Raw genomic sequence first — 14,020 nt, forward strand, 5'->3', positions numbered from 1 at the left:
AGTCAACTCCCGGAGTTCGTAAGGGGCCGGCTGGGCGGGACTACTCGACTCGGCGCAGGGCGTCCGCCGGGCGGAGTCGTGAGGCCCGCCAGCCGCCGAACGCGCCCGCGATCAGGCCGCCCGCCACCGCCAGGCCCACCGCGACGGCCACCGTCGTGACGCTGACCGGTGCCGTGAGGGCCACGTCGAGGGTCTTGGCGGCGGCGCGGCCGGGGCCGCCGAAGCCGCCGCCACCGCCACCGCCGAAGCCGCCCTGTCCCCTGGCACCACCGCCGCCGCCCAGGGAGGCTTCCAGGGTGGGGCTGACGGCCGTCACGGCGTACGCGCCGGCGAGGCCCAGGGCGATGCCGAGGGCGCCGCCGAGCAGGCCGTTGACCATGGCCTCGCCGACGACCTGGCCGGTGACCCGGCGGGACTTCCAGCCCAGGGCCTTGAGCGTGCCGAACTCGCGGACGCGCCGGGAGACCGCGGAGGAGGTCAGCAGGCCGGCGACCAGGAAGGCCGCGACGAGGACGGCGACGGACAGCCACTTGCCGACGCTGGTGGCGAGGGAGGAGGCCGTGGAGAGGGAGCCGGAGACGGTGTCCGCGAGGTCGGCGGAGGTCGTCACCGTCGTACCCGAGACGTTCTTCTGGATCGCGGACTTGACGCTGCCGATCTTCTGCGAGTCGGTCGCCTTGACGTAGATCGTGGTGACCTTGCTCTTCGAGTCGCTGATCGTCTGGGCCTGCGTCAGCGGGATGTAGACGTCGGCGGCGGAGTCGCCGCTGTCGGCCGTGGCGATGCCGATCACCTTGAACCCGACGCTCTTGATCGTGACGGTCGAGCCGACCTTGAGCTTCTTCTCCTTGGCGTACGCCGAGTCGACGACGGCGACCTCGGCGTCGGCCTCCGAGGTCGTGAAGGCACGACCGCTGGTGATCTTGGAGGAGGTCAGCGGGCCGAGGCCGGGCCGGGTGACGTCGGTGCCGAAGACGGAGTAGCTGTTGACGTCGAAGTCGGCGCCGCCGCCCCGCACTTCACCCTGCGGCCGGCCGCCGCCCTGACCACCGCCTGGACCACCCTGCTGCCCGCCGCCGTTCTGCTGGAACTGGCCGCGGGTGAACTGGCCGCTGACCTTGATCACCTGGAGGCTCAGTCCGCCGACCGCGTCCGCGACGCCGCTCTGCCCGCCGACCTCGGAGACGGTGGTGGTCGCGAGGGTCTGGAAGCCCTGGACCAGGACGCGGTCGGTGCTCTGCTCCTCGTCGGAGTCGCTGTCCCGCGCGTCGAACTGGAAGCGCGGGCGGTCCGAGGCGCTCGCGGTGGGCGAGGCGGCCTTGGTGACCGTCATGTCCGTACCCAGGCCGTAGAGGCTCTGCAGGACCTTGTCCTGGGCCTTGCCCATACCGGAGGACACGGAGGAGACCACGATGACCAGCGCGATGCCCAGCGCCAGTCCGGAGGCGACGACGAGGGCCGCCTTTCTGCGGCGGCGCAGCTCGCGCCTCAGGTAGGTGAAGAACATGCGCCGCAAGGTAGGTACGGCGCGTGATGACTCCATAAGGCAGCAATAAGAGGAGCATGAGAAGGCTGTGGTCGCCCTCGGAAACACCGATGCCGCCCCGAGGGGCGGCATCGGAAAGCTGGAGGCTGACCAGGGATCAGACGGCCGAACCGGCCTTCCACTGGGCCCAGTCCATGTTCCAGCCGTTGAGGCCGTTGTCGGGGGCCACCGTCTTGTCGCCGGTGTTCTTGACGACCACGACGTCACCGATGATCGAGTTGGTGTAGAACCACGCGGCCGGGGTGCTCGGGTCGTTGGCGCCCTTGGTGTCGGACAGGCCCACGCAGCCGTGGCTGGTGTTCACCGCGCCGAAGATCGACTTCGCGCCCCAGTAGTTGCCGTGCACGAAGGTGCCCGAGGTGGTCAGGCGCATGGCGTGCGGGACGTCCTTGATGTCGTACTCGCCCTTGCCGTCGTCGTCGGTGAAGCCGACCGTCGCGCCGTTCATCCGGGTCTCCTTGAACTTCTCGGAGATCACCATCTGGCCTTCGTACGTCTTGTTGTCGGGTGAACCGGCGGAGATCGGGATGGTCTTGACGACCTTGCCGTCCTGCGTGACCTTCATCTGCTTGGTCTGCGCGTCGACGGTGGTGACCTGGTTGCGGCCGATCTTGAAGGTGACCGTCTTCTGCTGGACGCCGACGACACCCTTGGCACCCTCGACACCGTCGAGCGCCAGCTTCAGCGTGACGGTGGAGTTCTCCTTCCAGTAGTCCTCGGGACGGCAGTCCATGCGGACGGTGGAGAACCAGTGGCAGACGACCTCCTGGCCGCTGCTGGAGGTGACGGTGATGCCCTTCTGCACGTCCGCCTTGTTGGTGATCTCCTTGTTGAAGTTGATCGAGACGGGCATGCCGACGCCGACGGTCGAGCCGTCCTCGGGCGTGAAGTTGGCTATGAAGCTGTTGTCCGGGGAGACCGTGGTGAAGGACGCGTTCTCGTGGGCCGCCAGGCCCTTGGAGTCCTTCGCGCTGGCGGCGACCTTGTAGGTGGTCGAGCGCTCCAGCTGGGCGTTCGGCTTCCAGCTGGTCTTGTCGGCGGAGAGCGTGCCCTCGACGGCGGTGCCCTCGGCGGTGGTCATCGTCACCGCGGTGAGCGTGCCCTTGCTCACCGTGACGGCCGCCGAGTTGTTGATGGAGGCGTTGTTCGAGCCGTCCGCGGGTGTGATCTTGATCTGCGCCTCGGAGGACTTCTTGGCCGCCGCCTCGTCGGCCTTCGCCTGCGAGGAGCTGTCCTTGCCGTCCGAGGCGCTGCTGTCGCCGCTGGAACACGCGGTCAGCATCAGCACACCGCCGAGCAGTGCGGACGCCGTCATCAGACCTCGGCGCCGCCTACTGTCCGTCATCACACGCTTCTCCATCGTTGCCGATTCCCTGAAACCCCGAGAGTCCCCGTCGAGAGTCCCCGCAGTCCCCCTTGAAAAACTTAAACGCTGCGACCGGTCGGCCCCGTTCCACGTTCTCGGAATGTGTGGGGCACGCCACGTCCACGGGGACGGGTGGTGCGGAGGTCGGTCCGTGCGTCTACCGAGACGGCGACATCCCGGGCGGCGGTTGCAGGTCGTCCTCACCGCCGTCGCCGTACTCGTCCTCGCCATCATCGTCGTACGGACCCCACTCAGGCGAGTCCGGGTCGAAATCGATCTGCTCCGCGGACCAGGAGGCCCGGTGGAGCTCCACCCCTGGCACCTCGCTGACCAGGTCGAACGGATCCACGAGATACGCGATCGCCTCGGCGGTGTCTTCCGTCACAGCGCTCCGGGCGTGGACGCGCTCGGCGTCCGGAAGTTCGGGATCGCCCTCGATCCGCCCGACCGCCGCCCCGGTCAGCTCGTCCGGGTCGCGCACCTCCACCACCAGGTCAACCCGAACCCGTACAAAACGTGACGTCTCCTCAGTGCTCATGCCCGGAGCGTACGGCTCACAGCTCCCGCAACTTTCCCGCGACCCGCGCCTTCACTAGCATCGGGGCCCAGGGCTAATTCGCCAGCGCCACAAGGGGATCGATATCCGGTGTCATCCGCTCGCCGTCCGTTGCTGACCGCCACCGCCGCGGGCACCCTGCTGGGCGCCCTGTGGTTCGTCCCGTCCGCCAACGCGACCCAGGACACCGCGGCCAGAACCGGGACGACGACGCAGGTCACAGCGCAGGCGCGGGCCGCGTCCAGGACGACGGCGACGGAGGCGATCACCGCGTCGGCCCACTCCTCCACCACCGCGTCGACCGAGGCGTCGACCGACGCGGCGACCACGTCCGACGACGGCACGCGGCTCGCCGACACCGGAAGCTTCGACACCACTCCCTATGTGGTCGGCGGAACCACCCTGCTCGCGCTGGGCGCCGGTTTCGTCGTGTATTCGGTTCGCCGCGAACGCCTCGGTTTTTGAAATCACTTGACTGTTCTTTGACAGGCGTTTCATAGTCCGCCCATGAAGAGATCATCGGGGGTGCGGCTGTGCTCCACAGCCGCGATCGGCGCACTGTCACTCGCCCTGCTCACGGGCTGCTCGTCGGACGAGGGGTCGAAGAAGGGCTCCGGGGACTCCAAGGGGTCCTCGTCCTCCTCGTCCTCGTCGTCCTCGTCGTCCGGTTCGGGCGCGAAGGCCCTGACCTCGGCGGAGCTGGAGAAGTTGCTGCTCGCGAAGGGTGACGTCAAGGGCTACAAGGTGGCGGACGGGGACGACACGCTCCCCAAGTCCAAGTCGGCCGTGAAGACCGACAAGGCCGCGTGCGACCCGCTGGCCTGGGCCACGGCCGGGCTCGCCCCGGGCGAGACGGACGCGAACGCGAGCAACACCGTCTCGACGGACAAGACCTCCGACGCCCCGACCGCGCCGGACGACGTGAGCGAGGCCGACATCCAGGGCGCGTTCGACATCACCCTGACGTTCGTGGGTCTGTCCTCGTACGACGGTGACGGCGCCCAGAAGGCCGTGAAGGCCGTGTCCGACGGGATCGTGGCCTGCGCCGGCGGGTACGGCCTGAAGGCCGAGGGCGAGACCTCCAAGGTCACCAAGGTGGCCGAGGAGAAGGGCGCCGGAGGCGGCGACGAGTCGGTGGCGTTCTCCGAGGACGTCGACATGGACGGCGAGGGCAAGGCCACCTTCCACGCCGAGGTGGTCCGCAAGGGCAACACCGTGGCCACGTTCTACACGGTCAACTTCGCCGCGTTCGCCGACGGCGGGGACATGGGCCCGGTCCCGGCGGCCGTGGTCACGGCCCAGCTCGGCAAGCTCAAGTAACCCACACACCGCATCGGGGCTCTGCCGTCACACCCGTACGGACGCCGTACGGGTGTGACGGCAGAGCCCCGTCGTGCTACTTCAGCGGCCCGGTGACGGTCTCCGCCGCCGCGAGGAGCCGTCCGTCGCGCACGAACGCGTCCGCCGCCGCGAGGTCGGGCGCCAGGAACCGGTCGGGACCGGGCCCCTCGACCCCGGCCTTGCGTACGGCGTCGAGGACCGCGCGGGTCGCGGGCGCCGGGGTGAGTCCCTCGCGCAGTTCGATGCCGCGGGTGGCCGCGTACAGCTCGACGGCGATGACACGGGTGAGGTTGTCGACGGCCGTGCGCAGCTTGCGCGCCGCCGACCAGCCCATCGACACGTGGTCCTCCTGCATCGCGGAGGACGGGATCGAGTCCGCCGAGGCCGGTACGGCGAGCCGCTTCAGCTCGGCGACCAGCGCGGCCTGGGTGTACTGGGCGATCATCAGCCCGGAGTCGACACCGGCGTCGTCGGCGAGGAACGGCGGCAGGCCGTGGCTGCGGTTCTTGTCCAGCAGCCGGTCGGTGCGCCGCTCGGCGATGGAGGCGAGGTCGGCGACGGCGATGGCGAGGAAGTCGAGAACGTAGGCCACCGGGGCGCCGTGGAAGTTGCCGTTGGACTCGACCCGGCCGTCGGGCAGGACCACGGGGTTGTCGACCGCCGACGCCAGCTCGCGCTCGGCGACCAGCCGGGCGTGGGCCATCGTGTCGCGTCCGGCACCGGCGACCTGTGGGGCGCAGCGCACCGAGTAGGCGTCCTGGACGCGGGGGGCGTCGTCCTGGTGGTGTCCGGTGAGCTCGGAGCCGGCGAGGACGGCGAGCATGTTGGCGGCGGAGTCGCCCTGGCCGGGGTGCGGGCGGATGGCGTGCAGCTCGGGCGCGAGGACCTTGTCGGTGCCGAGCAGCGCCTCCAGGCTGAGGGCGGCGGTGATGTCGGCGGACTTGTAGAGGCGGTCCAGGTCGGCGAGGGCCATGATCAGCATGCCGAGCATGCCGTCGGTGCCGTTGAGGAGGGCGAGGCCCTCCTTCTCGCGCAGCTCGACCGGGTCGATGCCGGCCTCGGCGAGCAGTTCGGCGGCGGGGCGCACGGTCCCGTCCGGGCCCTCCGCCTCGCCCTCGCCCATCAGCGTGAGGGCGCAGTGGGAGAGCGGGGCGAGGTCGCCGGAGCAGCCGAGGGAGCCGTACTCGTGGACGACGGGGGTGATGCCGGCGTTCAGGATGTCGGCCATGGTCTGCGCGACCTCGGGCCGGACGCCGGTGTGGCCGGAGCAGACGGTCTTCAGGCGCAGGAACATCAGGGCGCGGACCACCTCGCGCTCGACGCGCGGGCCCATGCCGGCGGCGTGCGAGCGGACGATGTTGCGCTGGAGCTGCGCGCGCAGTTCCTGGCTGATGTGCCGGCTGGCGAGAGCGCCGAACCCGGTGGAGACGCCGTAGACGGGATCGGGCTTGGCCGCGAGCGCGTCCACGATCCCGCGGGCCGCCGCGAGGGCCTCGACCGCTTCCCCGGAGAGTTCGACGCGGGCGCCGCCGCGCGCCACGGCGAGTACGTCGGACGCGGTGACCCCGGACGTCCCCACCACCACAGTGTGCATATCCATATTCAGGAGCGTACGCAGTGAAGACGAAGATGTCACCAGTGGGTGCGCGGTTCACCCCTTACGGAATGCGTCACATCCGGCCCGGCGGACGGCCCGGCGGACGGTCCTGCGGTCGGTCCGGCGGTCGGCCCGGCGGTCAGGGCCGGCCGCGGAAGCTGCGGCGCTCGGCCGCGGGCTGTTCCCGCGGCGGCTCGTCCGCCAGGCGGACGACGGGATCCTCGGGGCCCTCGCGGCCCGCGACCACCGGCCGCGCGGCCCGTACGGCCTTGGCACGGTACTGGGCGGCGTCCGCCAACCGGAAGAGGCGGCGGGCCGTGCGCACCGGCCCGATGGGATCGCCGGTGGAGGCGACCCCGCAGGCCACCCCCTCGCCCAGCTCCAGCTCTCCGGCCCGCCGGCACAGCTCGCCCGCCACCCGCACCACGTCGTCGGCGCCCGGTCCGGCGGCGAGCAGACAGAACTCGTCCCCGCCGAGCCGGGCGGCCAGCGCCCCCGGCAGCATGGCCCCGCACAGCGACAGCACCGATCCGAACCGCTCCAGCAGCCGGTCCCCCACGGCGTGCCCCAGGGTGTCGTTGACCCGCTTGAGCCCGTTGAGGTCGCAGACCACCAGACTCACCACGGTCCCCCGCTCCCGGTGCTGTTCGACCGCCTCCTCCAGGCGTACGTCGACGGCGCGACGGTTGGCGAGGCCGGTGAGGGCGTCGGTGAAGGCGAGTCGGCGGGCCTCCTCCAGCCGCTCGGTCTGGGCGAGCCCGGCGGCGACGACGGCCGCGAGGACCGTCGCGAAGTCGGCGTCGGCGCGGTCGAAGACCGGGGTGCCGGCCGAGCGGGCGACGTACAGCTCGCCCCAGGCGCGGCCGTGCAGCACGATCGGCGCGACGACGCAGGAGCCGCGCCCCCGCCGGCGCAGGGCGGCGACCCGCTGGTGGCAGTAGCCGGGCCGCCGGCCCTCGGCCGGCCCCTCCGCGGTCTCCACCCAGGCGTTGGGCTCGCCGCCCCCGGACACCCAGCGCTCGTGCAGGAACTCGGTGATCTCGGGGAACTGGTGCACCGGGTAGGCCTCGGCCTCGGGGAACTCCTCCTCGTCGGCCGCCCGGTCCCCCACGTTCACCAGGACCCGCAGCCGCCCCAGGTCGCGCTCCCACACCGACAGCGCGGCGAACCCCCCGGCCAGCGCGCGGCACGCCCCGAGCGCCGCCGCCCGCCACGACTCCCGGGGCGTGTGCGCGGCGGCCATCCCCTGCGCGAGCGCCACGACGGCCGCGAGGCGTCTGTCCTCACCCATTGCCCCAGGTTAGGGATATTTACTACAAAAGGGGATGCGGGAGAGCACTTGGAGTGACGGGTGCGCGACCCGGGACGCGAGCGCCGCTCCCCACACGGCGTTCTCTTCCGACTCGACGTCCCCTTACGGCACGGCACTCGCTCCGGACTCGGCATCCCCTCCAGGTTCAGCGCTCGCCCTGCGGCGCGGCACTCGCTCCGGGCTCGGCGTTCCTTTCCCCGGCTCGGCGCCCCCCTCCAGGCTCGGCGCCCCCTCCCGGCTCGACGTCCCCACCGGCCCGGCACTTGCTCCAGGCGCGGCGTCCCCTCCCGGCGCGGCGCTCGCCCGGCGGTGCGGCGCCGGCTCCCCGGCACGGCGCCCGCTCCCCGGCGCGGCGCTAGCTCGGCGGGGCCGAGTTCACTCCCCCGGCCACCGGGCCGCTCGCTTCTCGTTGAATGCGGCGACCCCCTCCGCCCGGTCCCCCGAGAACGCCGTGGTCCGCCAGGCCGCGTCCTCGACCTCCAGTCCCGCCCGCAGGTCCAGCCCCTGCCCGAGGCGCATCGCCCGCTTCGCCGCCCTCAGCCCCACCGGTGAGTTCGCCGCGATCCCGGCGGCCATGGCCAGCGCCTCCTCCCGGTCCCGCCCCTCCTCCACCAGCACGTCCACCAGGCCCAGCTCCCGCGCCTCCGCGGCCGCCACCCGGCGCGCCGTGAAGATCAGCTCGGCCGCGCGCGCCGCTCCCACCCGGCGGGGCAGCAGCTGCGTACCGCCGCCGCCCGGGATCACCCCCACCGACACCTCCGGCAGACCCACCACGGCCGTGCGGTCGGCGACGATCACATCGCAGGCGAGCGCCAGCTCGTACCCGCCGCCGAGGGCGAACCCGTGCACCGCGGCGACCGCCGGGACCGGCAGCTCCAGCACGCCGGTGTACGCCCCGCGTGTGACCGGCCGCTGACGGCGCAGGTCGTCGTCGGTGAAGGAGTTGCGCTCCTTGAGGTCGGCGCCGACACAGAACGCCCGCTCGTGCGTCGAGCTGAGCACGACGGCCCGTACGTCCCGGTCCTGCCCGAGCGCCGCGCACGCCTCGCCGAGGGAGCGGGCCAGCTCGGTGGAGACGGCGTTCATCGCCTTGGGCCGGTCGAGCACCAGCTCGGCGACATGGCCCCCGTCCCCGTGCCGCCGCACCCGTACGAACTCCCCGAACCGCTCCTCGCCCATGTCGCCCTCCAAGGCCCTTGAGTTAACGACGGTTAACACCGCGCACCGCCCGATCATCGCAGGCCCGCCCGCCGGAGGAAAGGGCGGCCCCGGGCCAGGACCGAGGGGCGTCCACCCGTTCGAGTGACATCTCGCCCAAGTCGTCTCCGACCGCCCAGGGGAGCGCATAACGTGCGTCCGCCCCGGCGCAGTGGGGGCGTGACCGCAGCGGGAGGGAACGCGATGGCCGGCACAGCCGTGGACGACACGCAGGTGGAGACCAGTCGGCTCTGGGCGGCGGCGCCCCGGGGCCGGCACCGTCGGCCCCGGCCGCGCAAGATGCTGTTCGCCGCGGGCGGCCTGGCCCTGGCCGCCGGGGTGCTGAGCCTGGTGAGGCTGTCGTCCGGCCCCGGCGGGGTCACCGGCATCGGCACGGCGGAGGCGGAACCCCACGCGCAACCCCCCGCCGAGCCGCCGGTGGCCGGCACCGGCACTGGCACCGGCCGTACCGCCGGCACCGGGGCCGCCGTCGCGCCCTCCCCGGCCGCGCCCACCCCGACCGCCCCGTCCCCGATGGGCGGGGCGAGCGCCGAGCCTGCGCCCGTGGTCGGCCTGGTCCCCGGCACCCCGGGCGCGCCCACGTCGGTCGCCCTCACCCCGGGCGCCTCCTACACCCCCGCCCCCGCACGCACCCCGGCACCCGCGCCGACCCGCGTCACCACGCCCCGGTCCGCCCCGACACCGCCCCGGGCGGCGGCCACGCCCACGGCCACCGTGCAACCGGCTCCCGCTCCGCCGCGGCCCGCACCGACCCGGCAGCCGGGCGTGTGCGTCCCCGTCGTGGGCCTGTGCGTGGACACGCTGAACGTGCCGCCCGGGCTGTGAGTCGGGTGTGCTCGTCGCCCCGGATTCAGTCCACCGGGTCCGGGCGGCGGCTGAGCAGCCAGGGCTCGACCACGCCCAGACCGCGGACCGGGCGCTGCCACATCGGCTGGAGGGCGAAGCGGTACTTCGGCGGCTCCTCGCCCTCCTTCTCGGCCGCCACGGCGGCCTCGGCCGCCTCCGCCTCCGAGGCCGGCGCGTCCCCGGTGCGGATCAGCTCCTCGGCGAACGCACTGTCCACCAGCACGGCGTCGCGCGGGGCTATCGACGTCAGCCGGGAGGCCAGGTTCACCGTCGTACCGAAGACGTCGCCCATCCGGGTCGTGACCGTGCCGAACGCCATGCCGACGCGCAGCTCGGGCATCGTCTCGTCGTTGCTCATCGTCTCGACCAGCAGCAGCGCGATGTCGGCGGCGGTGGCCGCGTCGTCCGCCGCGTACAGCACCTCGTCGCCGAGAGTCTTGATCAGCCGTCCGCCGCGGGCGGCCACCAGGTCGGCGGAGGTGGTCTCGAAGGCCTCGACCAGCTCGCCGAGCTCCTCCTCCTCCATCCGGCGGGTCAGCCGGGTGAAGCCGACCAGGTCGGCGAAGCAGACGGCGAGCCGCCGGTCCACCATCTCCTCGTCGTCCGCGGCCTGCACGACCCGCCCGGCCGACGCGGCGAGCTGGCGCCGCCAGACGTAGACGAGGAACTCCTCCAGCTCGGGCAGGAGCAGCTCGACGATGGGATACGTGACCTCGGTGCGGGTCATCCCGGGCTCGGGCGGCTCCGTCAGGCCCTCCAGGAAGGAGTCGATCTGCCATTCCGCCAGCCGGGCGGTGGTCTGGCCGGTGGACCGCGCCACCTGCACCGCCATGGCCTCGCTCAGCAGCCCCGCCTCGACCAGACCGGCCAGCCGGCGCAGCGCCAGGACGTCGGCCTCGGTGAGCGCCTTGGCCTGCCCGATGTCGGCGAAGCCCATGGCCCGCCAGAAACGGGACGCCAGCTCCATGGAGACCCCCGCGCTGCGGGCCGCCTGGAACGGGGTGTAGCGCCGCTCGGCGCCCACGATGAGCTGTTCGAGGCGCAGCGCGAGCGGGTTGCCCTCGTCGGGATCGTCGGAGCCCGTGTCGTCGACGGTCACGCCTGCTGCCCTTCCGATCTTCCGCGGTCAGGTATCGACCGGCCTCAACTCTACGGCAGTGTGCGGTAGCTCACGCCCGGGGAGCCGACGGTAAGTCCCCTTGACGCGAGCGGCACCCGGCGTCCGGGACTTTTCCCTCACGCGGGCCTCAGATGCACGATGTCCCCCGCCCCCACCGGCTCCTGCACCCCTTGGCCCGTGGCGATCACCAGGCGGCCGTCGCCGTCCACGGCCACCGCCTCCCCCACCACCGAGCGGTCCCCCGGCAGCTCCGCCCGCACCTCGCGCCCCAGGGTCGCGCAGCCCGCCGCGTACGCCTCCTGGAGACCGCTCGCCGCCGGGTCGCCGCCGGCCTCGCGCCAGCGGCCGTACCACTCCTCCAGCGACCGCAGGACGGCCCGCAGCAGCGGGTCGCGGTCCGTGTTCACCGCCCCGGCCAGCGCCAGCGAGCCCGCCTGCGGGACCGGCAGTTCGTCGGCGCGCAGGGTGACGTTGACGCCGACCCCGACGACCACGCCGTCCTGGCCGGCCCGCTCGGCGAGGATCCCGCCCGCCTTGCGCTCCTCGCCCGCCACGGTGACCAGCAGGTCGTTGGGCCACTTGAGTGCCGTGTCCACGCCCGCCGCGCGCGCCAGGCCGGTGGCGACGGCCACGCCGGTGAGCAGCGGCAGCCAGCCCCAGCGGGCGACGGGTACGTCGGCCGGCCGCAGCAGCACGGAGAGGAACAGGCCGGAGCGCGCGGGAGCCGTCCACTGCCGGTCCAGGCGGCCGCGACCGGAGGTCTGCTCCTCGGCCACGAGCACGGCCCCCTCGTCCGCCTCCCCCGCCACGGCCCGGGCCACGAGGTCGGCATTGGTGGACCCGGTGCGCTGGACGACCTCCAGGTCGCGGTACAGGCCGCCGTGGCCGCCGTCCCGCACCAGTGCGCGGCGCAGGGCGGCGCCGTTGAGGGGCGGCCGGTCGAGGTCGGACCAGCGGCTGCCGTTCGGGTCTGAGGCATCTCGGGGCGTCATGCAAGCCACCCTAGGTGTGTGAAACGCCGCACTGCTGATCGGTAGGCCCAGCACTACTCTACGGATGAGTAACCGTCCCCCCTTTTGAGCAGGCAGGGAGCCGTATCCCGATGTCCGAGCCGGAAGAGATCGACATTCACACCACTGCGGGCAAGCTCGCGGATCTTCAGCGCCGGATCGAGGAGGCGACGCACGCCGGCTCCGCACGCGCTGTGGAGAAGCAGCACGCCAAGGGCAAACTGACGGCCCGCGAACGCATCGAACTCCTCCTCGACGAGGGGTCGTTCGTCGAGCTCGACGAGTTCACCCGGCACCGCTCGACCAACTTCGGCCTGGACGCCAACCGCCCGTACGGCGACGGGGTCGTGACCGGTTACGGCACAGTCGACGGCCGTCCCGTGGCCGTGTTCTCGCAGGACTTCACCGTCTTCGGCGGTGCGCTGGGCGAGGTGTACGGCCAGAAGATCGTCAAGGTGATGGACTTCGCGCTGAAGACGGGCTGCCCGGTCATCGGCATCAACGACTCCGGCGGCGCCCGTATCCAGGAGGGGGTGGCCTCCCTCGGCGCGTACGGCGAGATCTTCCGCCGTAACACCCACGCGTCCGGTGTCATCCCGCAGATCAGCCTGGTCGTCGGCCCCTGTGCCGGCGGGGCGGTGTACTCGCCGGCGATCACCGACTTCACCGTGATGGTCGACCAGACGTCCCACATGTTCATCACCGGCCCGGACGTCATCAAGACGGTCACCGGCGAGGACGTGGGCTTCGAGGAGCTGGGCGGGGCCAGGACGCACAACTCCGTGTCCGGCGTGGCCCACCACATGGCGGGGGACGAGAAGGACGCGATCGAGTACATCAAGCAGCTGCTGTCGTACCTGCCGTCCAACAACCTCTCCGAGGCTCCGGTCTTCCCCGAGGAGGCGGACCTCGCGGTCACCGCCGAGGACCTGGAGCTGGACACCCTCGTCCCGGACAGCGCCAACCAGCCGTACGACATGCACACGGTGATCGAACACGTCCTGGACGACGCCGAGTTCTTCGAGACGCAGCCGCTGTTCGCGCCGAACATCCTCACCGGCTACGGCCGCGTCGAGGGGTATCCGGTCGGGATCGTCGCCAACCAGCCGATGCAGTTCGCCGGCTGTCTCGACATCAAGGCGTCCGAGAAGGCCGCCCGCTTCGTGCGCACCTGCGACGCGTTCAACATCCCGGTGCTCACCTTCGTCGACGTCCCCGGCTTCCTGCCCGGCGTCGACCAGGAGCACGACGGCATCATCCGGCGCGGCGCCAAGCTGATCTACGCCTACGCCGAGGCCACCGTCCCCCTCATCACGGTCATCACCCGCAAGGCCTTCGGCGGCGCGTACGACGTCATGGGCTCCAAGCACCTGGGCGCCGACCTCAACCTCGCCTGGCCGACCGCGCAGATCGCCGTCATGGGCGCCCAGGGCGCGGTCAACATCCTGCACCGCCGCACCATCGCCGAGGCGGCGGCGGCCGGTGAGGATCTGGACGCGGTGCGCGCCCGGCTGATCCAGGAGTACGAGGACACCCTCCTCAACCCCTACATCGCGGCCGAGCGCGGGTACGTCGACTCCGTGATCATGCCGTCCGACACCCGTCGTCACATCGTCCGCGGCCTGCGTCAACTGCGCACCAAGCGGGAATCCCTGCCTCCGAAGAAGCACGGCAACATCCCTCTGTAAGGAGCCGCTGTGACGATCAAGGTCGTACGGGGCAACCCGACCCCCGAGGAGCTCGCCGCCGCCCTGGCGGTGGTCAGGGCCCGCGCCGCGGCGGCGGCCACGCCGCCCGGCGTGGAGGGCCCGAGGGACGCGTGGTCCGACCCGGCGAGGATCGCGGGCCGCCGCGTCCCCGAACCGGGCCGGGCGTCGTGGACCCGCACCTACTGGCCGGCCTGACCGTGGGGCTTCTCCTCGGATCTGAGTAGCCCTACTCAGGCGAACCGCCCCCGCCAGGGGGCAGGCTAGGGGCATGCTGTGGTCAGACCCGAAGAACGAGCCGCCGAAGGAACTCCGCGACATGCAGGAGACCCTGAGACGGCTCGGCTTCTTCCTCGCGCTGGCCATGGTGGTGGCGCTGATCGTGCTGGGCCTACGCTGACC

The 14,020-nt window shown here is 72.2% G+C and carries 14 protein-coding genes; 6 read left to right on the forward strand and 8 right to left on the reverse strand.

The window, feature by feature from the left end:
* Positions 1–40: 40 nt before the first annotated feature.
* The 3 genes from AQJ58_RS12085 to AQJ58_RS12095 all read right to left on the reverse strand — a co-directional run bounded on the left by AQJ58_RS12085 (position 41) and on the right by AQJ58_RS12095 (position 3,450).
* Positions 41–1,507 (reverse strand): ABC transporter permease, encoded by a 1,467-nt coding sequence (locus AQJ58_RS12085; RefSeq protein WP_067248675.1) that lies wholly within the window; start codon positions 1,505–1,507, stop codon positions 41–43.
* A gap of 136 nt (positions 1,508–1,643) precedes the next feature.
* Positions 1,644–2,906, reverse strand: a complete 1,263-nt coding sequence (locus AQJ58_RS12090; RefSeq protein WP_199844572.1) for a L,D-transpeptidase — start codon at positions 2,904–2,906, stop codon at positions 1,644–1,646.
* A 163-nt stretch (positions 2,907–3,069) separates the two neighbouring features.
* Positions 3,070–3,450 carry a hypothetical protein gene (locus AQJ58_RS12095; protein WP_067248678.1) on the reverse strand — a complete coding sequence of 127 codons (381 nt, stop codon included), beginning with the start codon at positions 3,448–3,450 and terminating at the stop codon, positions 3,070–3,072.
* A gap of 108 nt (positions 3,451–3,558) precedes the next feature.
* Between AQJ58_RS12095 and AQJ58_RS12100 the strand changes: the two genes are divergently transcribed.
* Together AQJ58_RS12100 and AQJ58_RS12105 are read left to right on the forward strand one after the other, a co-directional pair.
* The gene (locus AQJ58_RS12100; protein ID WP_199844573.1) at positions 3,559–3,933 is read left to right on the forward strand and encodes an LPXTG cell wall anchor domain-containing protein; all 375 of its coding nucleotides are present in this window, start codon (positions 3,559–3,561) and stop codon (positions 3,931–3,933) included.
* A gap of 42 nt (positions 3,934–3,975) precedes the next feature.
* The gene (locus AQJ58_RS12105; protein WP_067248682.1) at positions 3,976–4,788 is read left to right on the forward strand and encodes a hypothetical protein; all 813 of its coding nucleotides are present in this window, start codon (positions 3,976–3,978) and stop codon (positions 4,786–4,788) included.
* A gap of 76 nt (positions 4,789–4,864) precedes the next feature.
* On the opposite strand, the gene hutH is transcribed toward AQJ58_RS12105, so the two are convergent.
* The 3 genes from hutH to AQJ58_RS12120 all read right to left on the reverse strand — a co-directional run bounded on the left by hutH (position 4,865) and on the right by AQJ58_RS12120 (position 8,897).
* The gene (hutH, locus tag AQJ58_RS12110) at positions 4,865–6,403 is read right to left on the reverse strand and encodes a histidine ammonia-lyase (protein WP_067248685.1); all 1,539 of its coding nucleotides are present in this window, start codon (positions 6,401–6,403) and stop codon (positions 4,865–4,867) included.
* A 142-nt stretch (positions 6,404–6,545) separates the two neighbouring features.
* Positions 6,546–7,697, reverse strand: coding sequence for a GGDEF domain-containing protein (locus AQJ58_RS12115; RefSeq protein WP_067248688.1), 1,152 nt, complete (start codon positions 7,695–7,697; stop codon positions 6,546–6,548).
* A gap of 396 nt (positions 7,698–8,093) precedes the next feature.
* The gene (locus tag AQJ58_RS12120; RefSeq protein WP_067248691.1) at positions 8,094–8,897 is read right to left on the reverse strand and encodes an enoyl-CoA hydratase/isomerase family protein; all 804 of its coding nucleotides are present in this window, start codon (positions 8,895–8,897) and stop codon (positions 8,094–8,096) included.
* Positions 8,898–9,119: 222 nt separating this feature from the next.
* Between AQJ58_RS12120 and AQJ58_RS12125 the strand changes: the two genes are divergently transcribed.
* A complete protein-coding gene (locus tag AQJ58_RS12125; RefSeq protein ID WP_234360028.1) occupies positions 9,120–9,761 on the forward strand; it encodes a hypothetical protein in 642 nt (213 codons plus the stop codon).
* Positions 9,762–9,786: 25 nt separating this feature from the next.
* Here the strand turns inward: AQJ58_RS12125 and AQJ58_RS12130 are convergent, their stop codons facing one another.
* Both AQJ58_RS12130 and AQJ58_RS12135 read right to left on the reverse strand, forming a co-directional pair.
* Positions 9,787–10,881: an adenylate/guanylate cyclase domain-containing protein gene (locus AQJ58_RS12130; protein WP_067248693.1), complete on the reverse strand. Its 1,095-nt coding sequence runs from the start codon at positions 10,879–10,881 to the stop codon at positions 9,787–9,789.
* Positions 10,882–11,018: 137 nt separating this feature from the next.
* Positions 11,019–11,894 carry a biotin--[acetyl-CoA-carboxylase] ligase gene (locus AQJ58_RS12135; protein WP_067248696.1) on the reverse strand — a complete coding sequence of 292 codons (876 nt, stop codon included), beginning with the start codon at positions 11,892–11,894 and terminating at the stop codon, positions 11,019–11,021.
* 110 nt (positions 11,895–12,004) lie between these two features.
* Between AQJ58_RS12135 and AQJ58_RS12140 the strand changes: the two genes are divergently transcribed.
* The 3 genes from AQJ58_RS12140 (at position 12,005) to mmpB (ending at position 14,018) form a co-directional block, all read left to right on the forward strand.
* Positions 12,005–13,600: an acyl-CoA carboxylase subunit beta gene (locus tag AQJ58_RS12140; RefSeq protein WP_067248698.1), complete on the forward strand. Its 1,596-nt coding sequence runs from the start codon at positions 12,005–12,007 to the stop codon at positions 13,598–13,600.
* Between the two features lie 9 nt (positions 13,601–13,609).
* Positions 13,610–13,816: an acyl-CoA carboxylase epsilon subunit gene (locus AQJ58_RS12145; protein WP_067248700.1), complete on the forward strand. Its 207-nt coding sequence runs from the start codon at positions 13,610–13,612 to the stop codon at positions 13,814–13,816.
* Positions 13,817–13,889: 73 nt separating this feature from the next.
* On the forward strand, positions 13,890–14,018 hold the full coding sequence (gene mmpB / locus AQJ58_RS45325) for a morphogenic membrane protein MmpB (RefSeq protein WP_107122027.1): 129 nt from the start codon (positions 13,890–13,892) through the stop codon (positions 14,016–14,018).
* Positions 14,019–14,020 lie beyond the last annotated feature (2 nt).

The organism is Streptomyces sp. DSM 15324 (assembly GCF_001514285.1).
GTDB lineage: Bacteria > Actinomycetota > Actinomycetes > Streptomycetales > Streptomycetaceae > Streptomyces.